Source organism: Vibrio sp. HM8-C (assembly GCF_058630515.1).
Genome location: NZ_JBMMKS010000003.1, coordinates 106456 through 126534, shown reverse-complemented (window position 1 = coordinate 126534; position 20079 = coordinate 106456). Strand labels below are relative to the sequence as shown.

The following is a 20079-nucleotide window of genomic DNA, read 5'->3' as shown; positions in this document are numbered from 1 at the left end:
AAGAAAAATCCGGCTTAAGCCGGATTTATGATTCACTGAACAAACGTTACTCATGCACGCCAAGTTTTACTTTGCCATTGGTCTTAAACCACAGCGCCTCTTTACGGCGACGACCAAGAAGAATTGGGCCATCATCGTAGAACAGGAAGTTCTTCCAATGACGTTTAAACACTGACCATTTAGTTTCAATAACATTGTATTTTTCATAGCAGAAATAGACGGTAACATCATCCTGCCAGTCAATATGGTCTAATACCGCTTGAGGTAGAGCTTCATCATCACTCTCCCACTCTGCCATCCAGTCAACTTCGTTAGACCAACTGCCCGCTTTACTCGGCCAGTCTTGAGAGCTGAAACGTTCTGCATCTGGACTCTGTGAACTCAAATTTTCTTTCCAATACTGAGCTGCTCGAAGTTGCGTCATAGGTTTTATCTGTGCCAAATCCTCTTCCGGAACTGGCATAGATTGATGGGTGAAAATCCATTTTCTTTGGTAATCATCCAAAGGCAAATACGACATGGAATGTCCTTAAGCTTTGAGCCATCCGTTTTCGGTGGCTTGTTCAATCATTTGCTGCGCATATTCCCACAGCGTATGTGAACCATCGTCAATACGGCGATTCACGGTTAATGCTTGTTGGCGAGTGACGCCATTTTCACGCCAACCAATGCCCTGATTATTAAAATTCAGCATCATCGGGATCAATCGGTCGAGCGCTTTCGCAAATTTTGCATCTGCGGTTTGTGCGGATTCAAATTCTCGCCATAAAGCAAACAGTTCTTCACCCTGCTCTTGTGGCAATAATCCAAACAGTCTTTGTGCAGCAGCAAGTTCTTTGGCTTCCTGCTCCTTTGACGCTGAAGAATCATATACAAAGGTGTCTCCAGCATCAATTTCAACCATATCGTGCATCAACAGCATTTTCAGCACTCGACTGATTTCGACAGGCTCATTGGCGTGTTCTTGCATGACTAAAGCCATCATAGCAACGTGCCAGCTATGTTCTGCGCTATTTTCCAATCGGTCATCTGCACATTGAATTCGAGTACGACGCAACACCGATTTTAATCTATCTAACTCCAATACCAGATTGAGCTGTTGCTGCAGTCGCTGATCCATCTTATTCCTCTTTCCAATGTGCGTTTATCAAAGACATCAGGTTATGGTCTTCCCATTTTCCATCTATCAAAATGTAATCTTTGGCGTGTCCTTCATGCAAGAAACCAACACGCTCCAATACACTTTCACTGCGTTTATTACGTGGAATATAAGCCGCCATAATTCGATGCATATTTTGAATAGAAAACATGTAATTGCATGCCATCTGCAATGCGCGAGTCATGGTTCCTTTTCCTTGCGCATCATGAGCTAAGGAATAACCAACATTACAAGTATGAACCGGAAAACGGTTTATGTTACTAAATGAAATCGTGCCAAGCATTTTATCCGATTTAGCATCGATAATGAGCAAGTAAAAACCCAAGCTCAACTTGTGTACCTCTGAAAGTTTCAGCAATCTTTGCTGCCAACCTTCAGTAGTAAAAAACGCCTCATCGCGTTTAGGATCCCACGGTTTTAAATGATTGCGGTTTTCTTTGAAGTAATTAGCGATGCGTTCTGCATCGCTAAACTGAGCGGTGACCAATAGTATTTCATCATCACTCTCAAACACCGATGTTGGCGTGCTGTATGAATCCATCAACGTTTCTTAATTCCATAATCTCGAAGCTTATTGGCAACCGATGTATGTGATACGTCCAAACGCTTCGCCAATTTTCGGCTAGAAGGGAAAGACTGATACAAGCGGTCAAGAACCTGCGCTTCATACTCTTTCATGATGTCGTCCAAAGAGCCATCAAGGTTAATGTTAGTCATACCTGCATTGCTACTTTCCAACTGAGGCAGATGGAAGAGATCAGCGGTAAGCACATCGTCTTGCAGCTCTGTAAGGGCTCGCAATACCATGTTATCTAACTGACGCATGTTTCCCGGCCACTGATATAAGGCGAGTTGGTCAAGTAGACCATCATCAAGCTTTGGTTTCACCATACCTAATTTGGTGGTGTGTTTAGCGATGAAAAGCTCCAATAGCGGCTGAACATCACTTGGACGCTCACGCAATGGTGGAATGGTCAATGTAAGTACGTTTAAGCGATAGAACAGATCTTCACGAAACTTACCCGATTCAGCCAGCTCCGCCAATTTGTAGCGAGTAGAAGCAATAACACGTACGTCGACGTGAATTTCATGCTCTTCACCCACACGGCGGAAAGTTCCGTCCTGCAAGAAACGTAACAGTTTTATTTGCAGATGCGGACTCATTTCACCGATTTCATCAAGTAATACAGTACCGCCATTGGCTTGTTCAAAAATGCCTTTGTGTCCTTGTTCGTGATTAAACGAACCCGGTGCGTGACCAAACAACTCGGTTTCTGCAACGTCATCAGGCATCGAAGCACAGCTTAGTACCAAGAACGGATGGTCGGCTCGGTCAGAGCGATTGTGACAAGCGCGCGCTAACATCTCCTTACCAGTGCCAGTGTCTCCTTCAATGAGCAATGGTTGGTCGAGCATCGCAAGTTTCTTCGCTTGTGTGATGAGCGCTTTATGCCTGTTGGATACACCGACAAAATGCTCAAAACCCAAGTTATTGTGCAAAGAGAGCTGGGTTTCCGTGGCAACACCCGTTACTCGTGGGCGAATGATCATCATGGCACTGGCAAAGGTCGACTCTTTGGATTCACCGGTGATATACACGGGCATCATTTCCATTAAGTAGTCCAAACCATCTAGAACGATTTCTTCACGTAAACGAGACTTGCTCCCTTCAATCCAGCGTTGGAAGTTGAAACTTGGTAGCAATGTCGAAATGTGTACACCATTTATATCAACGCTCTCTTTATTAAATAGCGAGAGAGCCGAATGGTTTGCCATATCCACCGAACCTTTCAGATCAATAGATAAAACAGCATCAGGAAGGTTGTTCAGTAAAGAAATAAGCTCCGTGTTATGCCTTTCCATCGGCATGAACTGAATTTTGCGTACATCTTTAACGCCGGAAATTCTGCGGATTTCAGCCATCAATTCACTGAAAGTTTCAAAATCAATGTCTGGGCAGTTTAAGTAAATGATTCCGGAAATATCGATTTCGATACCACGTAAATCGATATTTTTAGAAGCGAGTATGTCGAGTAACTCTCGAGTTAGACCAAGTCTGTCTTCGCAAAATACTTCAAGGCGCACTGAATGATTTCCCAATAAGAAAGTGTCACGAAAAGTTGACAGTAGTTTCTATCAAGGTCTGAAATGCGTCAAGTAATCTGTGTATTTTGGAGCGTTCTTTCTCTTATTTCACGGTCAGTGCGGTGACTTTCGCAACGATTTGCTTGCGTATTGCACTTAATTTTACAGCGCGATCTTTATGCCAAGGTAATGGTCGTAACAAAGTCATCGCTTTCAAGCCCAAACGAGCTGTTAAAATGCCCACTCCAATGCCTTGCCCTGCACGAGCAGAAACTTTTCCAGCTAAATCCATAGACAGCAGATCCATACTGGCATCGATCACGAGTTCACTAGCTCCTGCGGCAGCCATGTTAACCAATACAGATTTAAACAGTTTCAAACGAGACCAGTAGCCTAGTTCTACACCGTAAAGCTGTGCTAATTGGTCAATCATGGAGAAGTTACGCCATGCCACCAGCAACATGTCGGCAATAGCTAACGGACTAATCGCCACTAATGCTGCGGCTTCAGTCGAGAACTTAGAGACAAGCTGGGTCGCTTTTTTATCCTGTTCGCTCACCACCATCGCGTCATACATATCTAGAATTTCAGCATCACTGTGGCTATCACTGACGCTACTCTTCCAACGCTGATAGGCAGATGTTGAAGATAACACTCCACCTTGCTTCGCGAGCGATTCACAAAACGCCTCACCCTGACCAACTAAGTCTTTGGTCATTAGCGCTTCAGCCTGCTCTTGCGTAGAAAAATGGTTGCGTAACTTGCGAAGCTTCCAGAGCTCTCGCCCTATAGCGCCAAGCCCAAGAGACGCAAGCGTGGCAATAAAAACAGTCCAACCCAAACTTAGCCAATCTGAGCTTTGGATGGCTTGAAAGACGGAATCCAAAGCTTGCCATGTCACTAACCCGCCGAATCCCACCAGCAAGCTGGTCGCTAACCAACGACGTCCCCGTTTAGGTCGAATAATCTGTTCTAACTCTGTTTCTACGTCTGTCTCTTCAATTTCAGTGACTGAAGGAACGAATTTTTCTTGCTGAGAAAATTGCTTCTGCGCCGTCAGCTCGATGTTGTCAGTCTCTTTATCTAAAGATTGAGTGAAGACTTGTTTCGCTTTTAAATCGCTCATTTCAACTTATCTCCAATCAAGGTATCTAACGCTTTATCTATACGTATATGCTGGCAGGGCTCATCGTGACTTAATGCCATAGGTCTAAATGATGTGAAATCAAACTGATTGTTTAACCAAAAATCTGGATACGGCAATTTGCTTGGTACTTCACCCGGATACAAAGTGATCGACTCACCGGCTTCTGTAAAACCCTGTATCGCAGGAATCTTACCGTCACTAGTATCAATATGACCTGACTTAGTTGCTCGAACCGATGCCATGCTAATGCAGCTCATCTCAATATTTTCGTAGGCCGCTGATTGCCAAGCTGGATGAATCATCTGCTGAAGCAGCGACACCAAATTTCCATATTGATCAGGAGTTATATGATCCGCTTTGGTGGCTGCAAACAACACTTTGTCGATCTTGGGCGAAAAAATACGTTTTAAGAGACCATTTCTGCCATATCGGAAGCTATGCATGATTTGCTCAAGTGCACTGCGCATATCCATAAAGGACTCATGCCCAGCATTGAGAGGTGAAAGACAGTCTACCAATACAATTTGACGGTCAAAGGTCGAAAAGTGGTGTTTGTAGAACGCCTTGACCACTTTATTCTGATATTCCTCATAACGTCTTTTTAGCAGCGCTAATGCACTGTGCTTATCTGCTTTCGTTTCACCATCAAGATTTCGACATGGAAAGAATTGTAATACCGGCGCGCCTTCCAGTTCGCCTGGCAATACAAATCTGCCCGGTTGCACCCAATGCAGACCAGAATCCTTACACTTGTGCAGGTAATCTGTATATAGAGCAGCAATATGAGCCAAGGTTTTCTCACTTGCCTCTGCTGTGAGATCGAGCTTTTCTAGCTCCTCTAACCAAGGTTTTGCCAATTCAGCTCTAATACCATGCATAGCATTGAATTGTTGTGCAGACCAAGTAGCAAAATCTAGTTCAAGCATTGGCAAATCAAGTAGCCATTCTCCCGGATAATCAATAATGTCGAGATACAAAGTCGATGTACTGCTGATCAGCTTTTTGGTGCGCTTTTTGGTTTTGTATTTGATGGCGAGCCGAATCTCACTGACATCGCGGGTAGGTATCGGCCACTCTGGTGGCATAGATTGCAGTTGTACCATCGCTTCATCGTAGCCAAAACGAGGCACCATCAGATTGGTCTGCGGAACTCGTTTAGCACCAATGATTCTCTTGTCACGAGCGGCAGCAAGTAAAGGGAGGTTGTCATGGGTTGAAGTATGAAGCAGTTGATTCACCAAAGACGTAATGAATGCCGTTTTCCCTGCGCGAGAAAGCCCCGTTACAGCCAATCTCACATGCGCATCTAAACCACGATTAATTAAGTCATTCACTTCTTGGCGAATTCGCTTCATTTACAGTCTCCCAGAAATTCTTTAACGCATAATGACGCCACTAATCTTAATACGAGATGAATAAAAAAGCCCCTGAATAAAATCAGAGGCTTAGTATTCATTGTATGAGGACTAGTCTTCTTCAATGAGTTTGTAGATAACAAATAGTGCGATTTCCAACATAACAAACAGTACACAGGTAATAGTGACGTACTTATCGTCGTAGATGCTGATCCCATGAAGAATAAGGTCGTAGCCAACAAATGCACCGATAACCACGGCTATGAGGATTTGAAGAATTTTTATAAAGCGAGGCATGATGCTCTCCTGACGTTTCAATAAGTTAGATATTATTAAATTATTATATAGACAAAAAGTGCCGCTTTCGCCGCACTTTTTGTGATTTATTGGTCAATATAATCTTTGTTAAGAATTACTTGGCTGCTTCTGCAATTTTCACGCGCCAAGTATCTGGACCCATTTGGTGAGCATTCGCGCCGGTTGAATCGACTGCCACAGTAACTGGCATGTCTTCAACTTCAAACTCGTAAATCGCTTCCATACCTAAATCTTCGAAGGCAACCACACGTGCTTTCTTGATAGCTTTGGCAACAAGATACGCGGCACCACCTACCGCCATTAGATAAACGGCTTTGTGCTTCTTAATAGACTCTACAGTTGCTGCACCACGCTCAGCTTTACCGATCATACCCATAATGCCTACTTCTTCTAGCATCATGTCGGTAAATTTATCCATACGTGTCGATGTTGTTGGACCCGCAGGACCTACCGCTTCATCACCCACCGCATCAACAGGGCCAACGTAATAAATAAACTTATCTTTCAGATCAACGCCTTCAGGTAGCTTCTCGCCATTTTGCAGCATAGTCTGGATACGTTTATGCGCCGCATCACGGCCAGTCAAGATCTTGCCAGAAAGCAGCACAGTTTCACCGGTTTTCCAAGACTGAACTTCTTCCGCAGTGACAGTATCTAGGTTTACTCGACGAGTATTCGAACCCGCTTCCCAAGTAATTTTTGGCCAGTCTTCTAGTTTTGGTGGTGTTAGTTCAGCAGGACCTGAACCATCAAGAGTAAAATGCACGTGGCGAGTTGCTGCACAGTTTGGAATCAAACACACTGGCTTAGATGCTGCGTGTGTTGGTGCAGTTTTGATTTTAACGTCAACAACGGTTGTTAAACCGCCAAGACCTTGAGCACCAATGCCCAATTTATTTACACGGTTGAAGATATCAATACGCAATTCTTCTTCCGCATTTTGTGGACCACGAGCAATCAGCTCTTGGATATCAATGTGTTCCATCAACGATTCTTTTGCCAGAACTGCCGCTTTTTCAGCAGTACCGCCAATACCTATGCCAAGCATACCCGGTGGACACCAGCCTGCACCCATCGTCGGTAAGGTTTTTTCTACCCATTCTGCAATATCGTCAGACGGGTTAAGCATTACCATCTTAGTTTTGTTTTCACTACCGCCGCCCTTAGCCGCGATTTGAATTTCAACTTTGTCACCCGGAACCATATTGATATGCACAACAGCTGGCGTATTGTCTTTGGTGTTAATACGTTTACCAGCAGGATCCATCAGTACAGATGCACGTAGCGGATTATCAGGATTGGTGTAAGCCTGACGAACACCTTCGTCCACCATCTGCTGAACCGTCATATCAGTAGAGTCCCATTGAACTGCCATACCGATGTTCACGAAACAGGTAACAATACCTGTGTCCTGACAAATAGGACGATGGCCTTCTGCAGACATGCGAGAGTTGATCAAGATTTGCGCTATAGCATCTTTAGCAGCTTGGCTTTCTTCTTTGTTGTAGGCTTCTTCTAGGGCTTTGACAAAATCTAGTGGGTGATAGTAAGAAATGTATTGTAGAGCATCAGCTACACTACTGATTACGTCTTGTTTGCGTATTACCGTCATTGCGTGCCTCGTTATATTTATGCTTCCTTGAGCTGAGCTTAAACAGCTCACCTTTGAATCACGAAAATTGCGTAGGAATTGGTGAGCCCATCAAGTGGCTTTATGATACTCTTGCTTTCCTCAACGCGCCATTCGGTGATCAGTCTCTTTGTCACAATTTACCAAAATGACCATCTACTAAAATGAAGAACAACGAACAAAAAAGCATTCAGTCAAAAGCACTTACCTATCACGCGGATATTGCAAACCAACTGTTTGCGACAGTGGAAAACCACCCTTGGGCCATGCTGTTACGCTCTGCTTCAAAGACACATATTGATAGCCGTTTTGACATTTTGGTGGCCAACCCAATTGTTACTCTTACCACCTTTGGTGAAGAAACGATTGTTAGCGAGCCTTCAGGCATTACATCCTCATTGGAAGATCCTTTTACCTTAATCGCAGAGCTACAAGCACAGTACCTTCCAAGTCAAAGCTACAGTGAAACTCTTCCATTTGTTGGCGGCGCTGTCGGCTATTTTGCTTACGATTTGGGTCGCCGTGTTGAAAAACTCCCTGTTACGGCTCAGCACGACATTAATATGCCTGATATGGCTGTTGGTCTTTATGAGTGGGCAATTGTGGTTGATCACCACAGTAAAACGGCTCAGTGGATCGGTATTAACTTAGAACAATCCGAGCAATGGTTGAACGTAGAGCGTCAACAATCTCTTGATAAAGAAGTGTTTGCGTTAACCACACCTTGGCAATCCAACATGACTCAAGAGAGTTACGCATATAAATTTGCTCAAGTTCAGGAATATTTGAAATCGGGTGATTGCTACCAAATCAATTTGGCACAACGCTTTGAAGCGCACTATCAAGGCTCTGAATGGCATGCTTATCAAAAACTTGAGCGCCACAATCAAGCGCCATTTTCGGCCTTTATCCGCACACAACAAGGCGCGATTCTCAGTGTTTCCCCAGAACGTTTCTTGCAGCTAAGAGGAACGGAAATAGAAACCAAGCCAATCAAAGGTACTCGACCAAGAAGCGAAGATAAGATTCAAGATGAAGCTTATGCAACTGAACTGGCGAATGCTGAAAAGGATCAGGCTGAAAACCTTATGATTGTAGATCTGCTGCGTAACGATATCGGTCGTGTTGCGGCTCCCGGCTCAGTTCATGTGCCTAAATTGTTTGATATTGAAAGCTTCCCTGCGGTACATCACCTTGTGAGCACTATTCGTGCGCAGTTAGACAGCCAATATTCTGCCTGCGATTTATTGAAAGCAGGTTTTCCCGGTGGTTCAATCACTGGCGCACCGAAAGTACGAGCTATGGAGATTATTGAAGAGCTCGAATCTCACCGTCGCAGCGCTTACTGTGGTTCAATTGGTTATATCAGCCGTCATGGTCAAATGGATACCAGCATTACTATTCGTACGCTTGTTGCCCATGAAAACAAAATCTACGCTTGGGCTGGTGGAGGCGTGGTGGCTGACAGTCAATGTGAATCAGAATTTCAGGAAACATTGGACAAACTGAGCAGAATTTTGCCTATATTAGAAAGATAAGCCGAACACACGATAAGTCGGAACAACCATGTTGCGACTTATCTGGCTACTTCTAACGACAGTAAATTTATATACCTAGGAATTAAGCTATTAGATAAGCATTAAATCTTCTAGGTAAGCATCAAAGCCATTGGATAAGCATGAAAGCCAAAACACCGCTCACTAAAACGGAACTGATACAACGATTCCAACTTCATAGAACCGTTGACTATCATATTGAGTCCACGAGACGTTTTGACAAGATTCCTAAAGATTCGCTACGTAAAGCTTCAGTATTAATTGGCTTTGTTCAACGAGAACATGGTTTAAACATCGTGTTAACCAAACGAGCGGAGCACCTTAAACATCATCCGGGTCAAATCAGCTTTCCCGGTGGAAAGTACGAAGAGAGCGACCATACACTCTATCGAACCGCTATCCGAGAAGCAGAAGAAGAAATCGGCATCGCCGCTTCCGATATTGAAACCTTTGGGCAATTGCCTGAAATAATCACTATCAGTAAGTTTTCTGTGACACCGATTATGGCTTTCATTAATCCGGACTATCAGGCAACAATTGACCCGAATGAAGTTGAGGAAGTATTCGAAGTTCCGGCTGATCACTTACTCGACAAAAACAAACTCTACACCGGCGTTTTTCAGGTCAAAAGTCAACCACATAGAATATTTGCCATCCCCTATCAGCGACATTTCATTTGGGGAATGACGGCGCAAATCATTCAGGCTTTGCAACGTCACATCAATATCCATCACAAATAAATCAAACTTATTAACATAAACACTGATTATAAATTAAACACAAGCATACAGCATTGGTACAACCTTCGTTAGAATTAGTTTTTCTAATCTCTAATCCTAAAATAACTCATGTGTGGCACGTAGTTTTCGTGATCTGTCTGCTGTTTTTATTAAACAACCTACTCACTAAACACTTGATGTGATTTACATCAACTTTTTTTGCAACACAAAAATAGAGAATTGCGCCCGAAATTATTTTCCCATAAAAAATTGAGATATAAAAAATGAACACATCGATTGCTATCGAAAAATCAGAACAATCTTCTAATAAATGGACTTATCAAGATTTTGCATGGACTCTCTCACTTTTTGGTACAGCTGTAGGAGCAGGTGTACTATTTCTTCCAATTAAAGCGGGTGCGGGTGGTTTTTGGCCATTAGTTATTCTTGCTTTAATTGCTGCTCCAATGACTTGGTTTGCTCACAAAAGCTTAGCGCGTTTTGTACTATCCGCTAAAAACCCAGAAGCAGACATCACAGACACTGTTGAAGAACATTTCGGTAAAACTGGCGCAAACCTTATTACTTTCGCTTACTTCTTTGCCATCTACCCTATTGTTCTTATCTACGGCGTAGGTATCACTAACACGGTAGACTCATTCCTTGTAAACCAAATTGGCATGGAATCTATGCCACGCTGGTTACTATCTGGCTTATTGATCGCAGCAATGACTGCTGGTGTGGTATTTGGTAAAGAGCTGATGCTGAAAGCAACTTCAGCAATGGTTTACCCACTTGTTGCAATTTTGTTTGCCCTCTCATTCTACCTAATTCCAGAATGGAACAGCTCAATGGTAGAAGTAACACCTGAGTGGTCTACAATGCCTTCTGTTATTTGGTTGGCAATTCCAATCATCGTTTTTTCATTCAACCACAGCCCTGTTATTTCACAATTCTCTAAAGAGCAACGAATTAAGCACGGTGACAATGCCGTTCAGAAAACTGACGCAGTTACTGGCGGCGCTGCAATGATGCTGATGGGTTTTGTAATGTTCTTTGTATTCTCTGTGGTTCTTTCTCTGTCTCCAGAGCAACTTGCAGACGCTCAGGCTCAGAACATTTCGGTACTTTCTTACCTAGCAAACATCCATGAGTCACCATTGATCTCATACATGGGTCCTCTGGTTGCGTTTGCTGCGATCACTTCAAGCTACTTCGGTCACTTCCTAGGTGCTCATGAAGGTCTTGTTGGTCTGATCAAATCGCGTTCACAAACACCAGTAAACAAAATTGAAAAAGCGTCTCTACTGTTCATCGTTATCACTACTTGGATCGTTGCTATTGTTAACCCAAGCATCCTTGGAATGATTGAAACAATGGGCGCACCAATGATTGCCGCTATCCTATTCTTAATGCCTGTATTTGCAATGAACAAAGTTCCTGCAATGGCGAAGTACAAGACTTCTGCTCCTGTGCAAATTTTCACAGTTATTTGTGGTCTTGCAGCCATTAGTTCTGTAATCTACGGCGCGTTTTAATCCCAAACTTTGTAAAGTCCGATTAAACTAAAAATATAATAGTAATAAACCTCCTTTTTAAAGGAGGTTTAGTTTGAGGTAATCACTATGATTAGTGTGTTTGATATCTATAAAATTGGCATCGGTCCTTCGAGCTCACATACAGTTGGACCAATGAAAGCCGGTAAACAATTTATTGATGACTTAAGCTCAATGGATAAGCTACAAGACATCACTAAAATTACCGTTGACGTTTATGGATCATTATCGCTGACAGGGAAAGGTCACCATACAGATATTGCTATCATCATGGGTCTTGCGGGTAATACCCCTGAGCATGTTGATATCGACAGTATTCCAGGTTTTATTGCGAACGTTCAGCAAACTGAGCGTCTTCCTGTTGGTACGCACAATCATACTGTTGCTTTTCCACGTGAAGATGGAATGGTATTCCATAGAAGCTTTTTGTCATTACACGAGAACGGCATGTCAATTCATGCGTGGATCGGTGATGACGTTGTTTACAGCAAGACCTACTACTCTATCGGCGGCGGCTTCATTGTTGATGAAGAGCATTTCGGTCAGAAAGAGCAAGCTAAGGTTGCTGTACCTTATCCGTTTAATACAGCTGAAGAGCTGGTTAACCAGTGTAAAGAGAGCGGGCTTTCTATCAGCACACTAGTGATGGAAAACGAAAGAGCGCTTCACACTGACGTTGAAGTGAAAGAGTATTTCGCGAATATCTGGCGCACCATGCAAGAATGTATGGATCGCGGTATGAACACCGAAGGTATTTTACCAGGTCCACTACGTGTACCTCGTCGCGCTGCGGCACTTCGTCAACAGCTTCTGACATCTGAAAAGATTACCAACGATCCGATGGCAGTTGTTGACTGGGTAAACATGTACGCATTCGCAGTGAATGAAGAAAACGCAGCGGGTGGACGTGTAGTTACTGCACCAACTAACGGTGCGTGTGGCATCATCCCTGCTGTACTTGCTTACTACGACAAGTTCATCCAGACAGTAACTGAAAAAGATTACACTCGTTACTTTGCCGCTTCTGGAGCAATCGGTGGTTTGTACAAGCAAAACGCTTCAATCTCTGGTGCTGAAGTAGGCTGCCAAGGCGAAGTGGGTGTTGCATGTTCTATGGCCGCAGGCGGTCTTGCTGCTCTGTTAGGCGGTAGCCCAGAGCAAGTGTGTATGGCAGCTGAAATTGCTATGGAACACAACTTAGGTCTAACGTGTGACCCTGTTGCAGGACAAGTGCAAGTACCATGTATTGAACGTAATGGTATTGCTGCTGTAAAAGCGATCAACTCTACCCGAATGGCAATGCGCCGTTCATCAGCACCACGCGTGTCTCTTGATAAAGTCATTGAAACTATGCTGGAAACCGGTAAAGACATGAACGCAAAATACCGTGAAACCTCACAAGGTGGTTTAGCAGTTAAAGTTATCTGTTAATCGCGAGTTTTTGCTCTGTTAAATGAAAGCCTGAAGATGATTCTTCAGGCTTTTTTCTTTTCTAATCTACCATTTCTTGACTTACCTTTACTTAGTTTTACTTTTTGAACGCTTGTTAAAAAAAGCTATTCGCTTAAAAATGGTTCTCATTACTGCTGTTCATAATTCGGAATCATTTCATCCACATGGCTATACGTATCACAACTAAAAAAGTCTTCGTCGTGCTGGCGCTTATCGCTGGTATCGGTGGCGCTGGTTACTACTTTTATCCCAAAGAAGCGCCGCCAAGTTTCGCAACCGAAACGGTCCATAGAGGCAACATAGAAAACACAGTGCTTGCCACTGGTATGCTGCAAGCGTCTAAACTGGTTGCTGTTGGTGCTCAGGTTTCCGGTCAGATTGAAAAGCTTGGTGTAAAGCTCGGTGATGAGATCAAACAAGGCGACTTAGTGGCTCAAATTGATAGCCTTACACAACAAAACAGCCTTAAAGAAGCTAACGCGTCACTAAGTAGCCTGAAAGCACAAATCAGCGCTAAACAAGCACAAATTCGTCAGGCTCAGTCAGAATATACGCGTCAAAAGTCGATGCTTGCGGATAAGGCAAGTTCACAAGCTGATTATGAATCTGCTGAAGCAAACCTAGCAATCTACAAAGCAGAGCTAGAACAGCTAAAAGCTGAGTTAGAACAAGCCAAGATCAGTGTCGACAGCGCGCAAGTTGACCTCGGTTACACAACGATCAGTGCACCAATGGATGGCACTGTGGTTTATAGTGCGGTAGAAGAAGGTCAAACGGTTAACGCGAACCAAACTACCCCAACAATTATCGAACTGGCACAGCTAGACCGCATGACAGTAAAAGCACAGATTTCAGAAGCAGACGTGGTAAACGTTAAGTCAGGTCTACCTGTTTACTTCACAATTTTAGGCAAACCAAACCACCAATATCATGCAACTTTAAGAGCGATTGAACCGGGTCCAACACTAATGGATGGAGATGACAGCGATCTTTCCGTTAGTAACGATGAAGCCATCTACTACCACGGTCTTTTTGAAGTGGATAACCCAGACCGAACACTTCGTATCGGTATGACAGCGCAGGTATCGATTGTATTGAACAAAGCTGAAAATGCACTACTGGTGCCAGCTCAAGTCATTCTCAAACAACCGGGAAAAACGCCGCGTTATCAAGTTCCAGTATTGGTCAATGGTCAGCAAGAAATGCGTGATGTGACCATTGGTATCAACAACAAAATCTTTACTGAAGTCACCAGTGGACTAGAAGAAGGCGATCAAATTATTGTTGGAACACCAAGTGCCGGTGGTACGCGTTCTAGCCGTATGGGTCCACCGAGGATGTTTTAATGTCTCGTCCATTACTTGAAATATCCCATATTTATCGTAGCTTTGCGGCGGGTGACGAAGAGTTAACAGTACTTAAAGACGTTAACCTAACCATTGAACGTGGTGAGATGGTTGCTATTGTCGGAACGTCTGGCTCTGGTAAGTCAACACTGATGAACATTCTTGGCTGCCTTGATCAACCAAGCAGCGGCGATTACTGGATTAACGGTCGAAATACATCACAACTCAACTCAGACCAACTGGCTGAGCTACGCCGTGAACATTTTGGCTTTATCTTCCAACGCTACCATCTGCTTGGTGATTTAACCGCCGTTGGTAACGTTGAGATCCCCGCAATCTATGCAGGCAGTGATAAGAAAGCACGTCAAGAGCGCGCGGAAAAATTACTTACTCGCCTTGGTCTTGCTGACCGTCTGGATCACAAACCGAACCAATTAAGTGGTGGTCAGCAGCAGCGTGTTTCCGTTGCTCGTGCATTAGTTAATGGTGGCGATGTCATACTAGCTGACGAACCAACAGGTGCACTTGATAGTAAAAGTGGCGAAGAGATGATGATCCTGCTGCAAGAGCTTCATCAGCTTGGTCACACTATCATCATCGTTACCCACGATTTGAAAGTCGCTCAACACGCAGATCGAATTATTGAAATCAAAGATGGTGAAATACTTAGTGACACCGTCACAAAAAATGAACTGATTGCACAGAACAGCGATAGCGTAAAACCTTCTCCTGCTACAGATGTATTAGAAAAAGGTCGTAATCTATTCGACAGTTTGTGGGAAGCGCTAAAAATGGCGTTGGTAGCCATGTCTAACCACAGGCTCAGAACTTTCCTGACCATGCTAGGTATCATTATCGGTATCGCATCGGTTGTTTCAGTAGTCGCTCTGGGTAATGGTTCGCAGAAATCGATTCTCGAAAACATCTCAGCAATGGGTACAAACACGATTGACATTATGCCGGGGACTGGTTTTGGTGACCGACGCTCAGGGAGAGTGAGAACCTTAACCGCAGCCGACGCTGAAGCGCTAAAGAACTTACAGTTTATTGATAGCGTTACACCAACATTGAGCACCTCTGTAACTTTGAAATATGGAAACCAAGCCGTGACAGCTTCAGTACAAGGCGTGGGACCGGATTATTTCCGTGTGCGCGGCTATGAACTGGCGAATGGTCAATATTGGGATGATTCCAGCGTGTCTTCTATGGCTCAAGAAGCGGTGATTGATAACAATACCCTCAAATCATTGTTTCCTGATCAAAACCCGATTGGTGAAGTGATTTTCGCCGGTAATTTACCGATTCGCATCATAGGTGTTACCAAAGCGAAAGAGAGTGCATTTGGTAATAGTGATTCGCTCAACATCTGGGTTCCCTACACCACGGTCAGTGCGCGTATGGTTGGGCAGAACTATCTGAATCGAATCTCAGTACGCGTTGATGACAACACACCTAGTGAAGCCGCTGAACAAGCAATTATTCAGCTGTTAAAAATGCGCCACGGTACTGAAGATTTCTTTACTATCAACACGGACACCATCCAACAGAACATTACCAAAACGACTGCGACTATGACTTTATTGATCTCTGCCATTGCGGTGATTTCTCTAGTCGTTGGCGGCATAGGTGTCATGAACATCATGTTGGTTTCAGTTACAGAACGTACCCGTGAGATTGGCGTGCGTATGGCGGTTGGTGCAAGACAAAGTGACATTCTTCGCCAGTTCTTGATTGAAGCAGTATTAGTTTGTTTGTGTGGCGGCACCATTGGTATTGGTATGGCTTATTTAATTGGCGTTGCGTTCGCCACGTTTGGCAGTAGTTTTACTATGATTTATTCAACAACATCGATCGTTTCTGCATTCTTGTGCTCCACCCTTATTGGCGTACTGTTTGGCTATCTTCCTGCGAAGAATGCCGCACAGCTAAACCCAATTGACGCGTTATCTAGGGAGTAAGCCATGTTACGTCGATACAAATACTCCACTCTTGCCCTGTGTGTCGTGTTGGCAACCGGCTGCGTGACTCGCTCAGAATTTCCTGAACCGGAAGTGCAAGTACCACAAACATGGCAATCTTCACAGCAAGTGGCGAGTGAGCAATCTTCTTCAGGGCAATCTTCTTCTGATAAGCCTTCTTCGGAAGACACATCTCCTGCAATCAGTCATTGGTGGACAAGTTTTAACGACGAACAACTCAATCAATTGGTTGAGAAAGTTCTCGCGACCAACAGCGATTTAGCCATTGCTACGCTGACATTAAAACAAGCTCGTTTAGAAGCTAATTTAGCCGGAAGAGATCTCTACCCTGACCTATCAGGAAGCGTCTCCGCTGATGGCTCACGCTATTTAGATAGCGGAGTTTCAAGTGAAAGTTATCAAACCGGGCTGTCCGTCAGTTACGAAGTAGACCTGTGGGGCAAACTTTCAGCTGCCGCGGATGAGAGTGAATGGACAGCGCTTGCGAGCTTAAAAGAACGTGAAGCGACAGCCCAAAGTTTAGTTGCAACTACGGCGCAACTCTATTGGCAAATAGGCTATCTGAATCAGCGTATTGAACTCAGTAATAGTGATATTTCCGATGCAACGGACACCTTAAAGCAAGCCCAGAGTCAGTTCAACAATGGCTCTGTTACTCGACTTAATGTTTTGGAAGCTGAGCGCTCCCTCGCTGGGCTGGAAGCCACACATCGTGATTACTTGCAGCAGCTAACAGAGGCACAAAACGCTTTCGCTATCTTGTTTGACCAAGCGCCACAGCAAATGGTGAAAGAGATTAAAGCACTGCCAGAAGGCGCATTGCCAGAAATCGCATCAGGTGTACCTGCGGATGTCTTGAGCCGTCGTCCCGACATCAAACAAGCACTCTATGAGCTGAAAGCTACATTTGCAGCCAAAGATTCTGCCGATGCTGCATACTTTCCAACGTTAACCTTAACGGGCGCCCTAGGTGGATCGTCTGAACAGCTTCGCAACTTACTGAGCGACCCATTGGGCTCAATTGGCGCTGATTTGACGATGCCGTTCCTCAACTGGAACACCATGCAGATCAATCAAGATATCGCGCAAGTGAAATACGAATCTGCGATCATTTCATACCGCAAAGCGCTCTATACCGCGTTTCAGGATGTGGATAATGCCCTATCTGCTCGTGAAAACTATCAGTATCAGGAAGAGAAACTTCAGAAACAGTATGACAGCGCAGCAGAAGCGGCTCGCATTTACGCCAGTCAGTATAAATATGGCGCAATTGACATCACGACCTTGCTTGATGCTCAGGACAATGAGCGCAGTGCAAAAGCGTCACTGTTGGAAAACCGTTATAACCAGCTAGTCAATCTGACGACCATCTATCAAAGCCTTGGTGGTGAAGATTTGGTTCCGTTGGAGGAGTCTGATAACACCGAGCAATAGCAGATCAGCTATTCACAAACAGAACGCCAATCGACAAACAGATCGATTGGCAACGTAAAAAGAGAAACGTGCATTATTGCGTTTCTCTTTTTGTTTGGCTTAAAGAAATGTTTAGTTAAGGTGCAGGGCTATACAGCCTTGGAGAACCACTGTGAGGCAGATGAATCAGGTTAAGATGATTTCTCCTTGCCCACTCCACCGTTAACGACGTTGGAGCAGACAAACACACCAATGTCGCGATCTCTGCTCTTACCGCTTTATGAATGAGTTCTAAACTGCAACGACTCGTCACAATGGTAAAACCACTCCTAGGATTTATCTGCTCCGATGCCATCGCTCCAATCAACTTGTCTAACGCGTTGTGTCGACCAATGTCTTCTCTGCAAAGCACTATCTCTCCTTTTGCATTGGCAAATAACGCCGCATGCAAAGCACCTGAGATTTTAGCCGCTTGTTGATGTTGGGAAATTTTCTCTCTCAGTCCTTTAAAAACTAAACAGCTTGGTGGCAATGTTGGAACAAGTGGACGCAAATCGGGCAAAGCCTGTTCTAGAGCTTCAACGCCGCAGATACCACAGCCAGTAGTACCAGCCATATGGCGACGTTGATTTTTCAAGTTCCAGAAAGCGCGATTGCTGATTTCCACTTCAGCAAAATGAGACTCACCCTGCCCGCCGATCTCAATGTCTTTAATTTCACTAAAACCGGTGACAATCCCTGCGCTAAGACTGAATCCTCGCACGAAATCCTCGAGATGACCGGGAGTAACCATCATCACCGCTTGGTTAATACCGTTGTAACTGATCGCCAACGCAGATTCACTGGCTAGCGGGGTATCTAATATTTCACTTTCGCCAGTTAACTCTCGATAACGAAGTGAACTCGGGGCTGGTGGTGCTTGGTTGAAATCATGCAGCTCGATAAAAGTATCTGTGTTTATGGTACAGCTCATATCACTACCTCACTGCCTGAATGCGTGCTGATTTCGCCAATGGTGCTTTACCAATACCAAATAAGTTTTTTGCTTCAGCAAAGCACTGATCCACCAATGCCGATGAAGGCTCTTGTTTACGTTTGAGTAATACCAAAGGTGAATGCACCACCGCTTTCTCAATCGGGATAATACGTAGCTGTTCATTGAGCTCGGCTAAACCAGAATTCAACGGCATAATTGCGCAGCAAAGCCCGCTAGTAACGGCTTGGATCAGGTGAAAAGTTGAATTACTTTCGATGACAGTTTGCGGCACAAGCCCTTTGCTGCCAAAACTCAAATCGATGGAATGACGATAGTGCATTCCCTTTGATAGCAAGCCTAACGGGATGTTGTTTAGTGACTCCCACATCACTTCTTCTTCTGCGAAGTCGAAATAGCGGCTGTCATATAGTATTCCCAAGTCTGTTGAACTCATTTCAATCACATCAAAATAACTGGTATTGACCTGATCGATATAACACATGCCCAAATCCAGTTGGTTACGATTGAGCTGGTCTATGATCTGCTCAGAAGCCATAGACATAATCTGAAAACGCAATTCAGGAAAGAGTTCTGACAGTGGTTTAATAAGCTGCATTGGGTTTTGACTTGCTAAAGGAACCATGCCCAATCTTAGTGAGCCCACTAACTGACCACGGCAGTTTGCCGCTTCAGCGTGTAAGCCGTCATGCGCAGCTAATACCGTTTTCGCCCAAGCAAGAATTCGGTCCCCTGCTTCGGTAAATCCTTCAAAACGTTGGCTTCTGGTGATCAATTCAAGCTCAAGCTCTTCCTCAAGACGCCGAATTCTCATCGACAATGTTGGCTGCGTGATATGACACAATGCCGCCGCTTGGCCAAAATGTTTGGTCTGATCTAAGGCGATTAGATACTTGAGTTGTTTGATGTCCATTGTCGATTGCTTTGCCTAAGGTGTTTTTTATTTGAGCGCGTTGCCGTCAATTTTTAGCAAATAAACTTCTGTTGCAATAATTGATCTAAATCAAGACTATTCCTCTAAAATCCTACGGTCAAATCTAATTTATCTATAGCGTGATAGATAGTGACTATTACAAAAATGACGACTGAATAAGGGATGGGATGATTATTGGAATTAAATTTAAGCAATTAAGCGACACATCAATAAATTATGTTTATCACCACGTAATTTCTCCAATTTGCCTAGTGCCATAGATTTTATTTATCACTCAGTCGGTAATATCAATTGGACGCATATCTTACAACGCAATAATCTTTGATTTAGATCAAGGCATCATATCAGCCGATCCATTCAGAAGTTAAAAAGCAGTAATCAGGATTCTTTAAAACCACAACAAACCGTTTTACTACTTCCGCCTTATCCACATATC

17 protein-coding genes are annotated in these 20079 nt (G+C 44.0%); 7 read left to right on the top strand and 10 right to left on the bottom strand.

Going from position 1 to position 20079, the window contains the following annotated elements; genetic code table 11:
• Positions 1-46: 46 nt before the first annotated feature.
• The 8 genes from ACOSVQ_RS05330 to ACOSVQ_RS05295 form a co-directional block, all read right to left on the bottom strand.
• The gene (locus ACOSVQ_RS05330; protein WP_491981528.1) at positions 47-520 is read right to left on the bottom strand and encodes a DUF2947 domain-containing protein; all 474 of its coding nucleotides are present in this window, start codon (positions 518-520) and stop codon (positions 47-49) included.
• Between the two features lie 9 nt (positions 521-529).
• A complete protein-coding gene (locus ACOSVQ_RS05325; RefSeq protein WP_491981527.1) occupies positions 530-1120 on the bottom strand; it encodes an HD domain-containing protein in 591 nt (196 codons plus the stop codon).
• A gap of 1 nt (position 1121) precedes the next feature.
• Positions 1122-1700 carry a ribosomal protein S5-alanine N-acetyltransferase gene (rimJ, locus tag ACOSVQ_RS05320; RefSeq protein WP_491981526.1) on the bottom strand — a complete coding sequence of 193 codons (579 nt, stop codon included), beginning with the start codon at positions 1698-1700 and terminating at the stop codon, positions 1122-1124.
• Positions 1700-3244, bottom strand: a complete 1545-nt coding sequence (gene tyrR, locus ACOSVQ_RS05315; protein ID WP_491981525.1) for a transcriptional regulator TyrR — start codon at positions 3242-3244, stop codon at positions 1700-1702. The genes rimJ and tyrR overlap by 1 nt, the downstream gene beginning before the upstream one ends.
• 103 nt (positions 3245-3347) lie before the next feature.
• Positions 3348-4370: a YcjF family protein gene (locus ACOSVQ_RS05310; RefSeq protein WP_491981524.1), complete on the bottom strand. Its 1023-nt coding sequence runs from the start codon at positions 4368-4370 to the stop codon at positions 3348-3350.
• Positions 4367-5746, bottom strand: coding sequence for a YcjX family GTP-binding protein (locus ACOSVQ_RS05305; RefSeq protein ID WP_491981523.1), 1380 nt, complete (start codon positions 5744-5746; stop codon positions 4367-4369). Before ACOSVQ_RS05305 ends, ACOSVQ_RS05310 begins: the two co-directional genes overlap by 4 nt.
• Positions 5747-5857: 111 nt before the next feature.
• The gene (locus tag ACOSVQ_RS05300) at positions 5858-6043 is read right to left on the bottom strand and encodes a hypothetical protein (RefSeq protein WP_491981522.1); all 186 of its coding nucleotides are present in this window, start codon (positions 6041-6043) and stop codon (positions 5858-5860) included.
• Positions 6044-6158: 115 nt separating this feature from the next.
• On the bottom strand, positions 6159-7676 hold the full coding sequence (locus tag ACOSVQ_RS05295) for a fumarate hydratase (protein ID WP_491981521.1): 1518 nt from the start codon (positions 7674-7676) through the stop codon (positions 6159-6161).
• Between the two features lie 182 nt (positions 7677-7858).
• On the opposite strand from ACOSVQ_RS05295, the gene pabB reads away from it, so the two are divergent.
• The 7 genes from pabB to ACOSVQ_RS05260 all read left to right on the top strand — a co-directional run bounded on the left by pabB (position 7859) and on the right by ACOSVQ_RS05260 (position 17736).
• On the top strand, positions 7859-9232 hold the full coding sequence (gene pabB, locus ACOSVQ_RS05290; RefSeq protein ID WP_491981520.1) for an aminodeoxychorismate synthase component 1: 1374 nt from the start codon (positions 7859-7861) through the stop codon (positions 9230-9232).
• A gap of 140 nt (positions 9233-9372) precedes the next feature.
• On the top strand, positions 9373-9990 hold the full coding sequence (locus ACOSVQ_RS05285) for a CoA pyrophosphatase (RefSeq protein WP_165311519.1): 618 nt from the start codon (positions 9373-9375) through the stop codon (positions 9988-9990).
• A gap of 263 nt (positions 9991-10253) precedes the next feature.
• Positions 10254-11507, top strand: a complete 1254-nt coding sequence (locus tag ACOSVQ_RS05280) for an aromatic amino acid transport family protein (RefSeq protein ID WP_491981519.1) — start codon at positions 10254-10256, stop codon at positions 11505-11507.
• 87 nt (positions 11508-11594) lie between these two features.
• The gene (locus ACOSVQ_RS05275) at positions 11595-12956 is read left to right on the top strand and encodes an L-serine ammonia-lyase (protein ID WP_165311521.1); all 1362 of its coding nucleotides are present in this window, start codon (positions 11595-11597) and stop codon (positions 12954-12956) included.
• Positions 12957-13141: 185 nt separating this feature from the next.
• Positions 13142-14323 carry an efflux RND transporter periplasmic adaptor subunit gene (locus tag ACOSVQ_RS05270; protein WP_463597213.1) on the top strand — a complete coding sequence of 394 codons (1182 nt, stop codon included), beginning with the start codon at positions 13142-13144 and terminating at the stop codon, positions 14321-14323.
• A complete protein-coding gene (locus ACOSVQ_RS05265) occupies positions 14323-16281 on the top strand; it encodes a MacB family efflux pump subunit (RefSeq protein ID WP_491981518.1) in 1959 nt (652 codons plus the stop codon). Before ACOSVQ_RS05270 ends, ACOSVQ_RS05265 begins: the two co-directional genes overlap by 1 nt.
• A 3-nt stretch (positions 16282-16284) precedes the next feature.
• Positions 16285-17736 (top strand): efflux transporter outer membrane subunit, encoded by a 1452-nt coding sequence (locus tag ACOSVQ_RS05260; RefSeq protein WP_491981517.1) that lies wholly within the window; start codon positions 16285-16287, stop codon positions 17734-17736.
• A gap of 115 nt (positions 17737-17851) precedes the next feature.
• Here ACOSVQ_RS05260 and fdhD read toward each other — a convergent pair whose 3' ends face one another.
• Positions 17852-18688 carry a formate dehydrogenase accessory sulfurtransferase FdhD gene (gene fdhD, locus ACOSVQ_RS05255; RefSeq protein ID WP_491981516.1) on the bottom strand — a complete coding sequence of 279 codons (837 nt, stop codon included), beginning with the start codon at positions 18686-18688 and terminating at the stop codon, positions 17852-17854.
• Positions 18689-18692: 4 nt separating this feature from the next.
• Complete coding sequence (locus ACOSVQ_RS05250; protein ID WP_491981515.1) at positions 18693-19622, bottom strand: LysR family global transcriptional regulator AcsS; 930 nt, start codon at positions 19620-19622, stop codon at positions 18693-18695.
• Positions 19623-20079 lie beyond the last annotated feature (457 nt).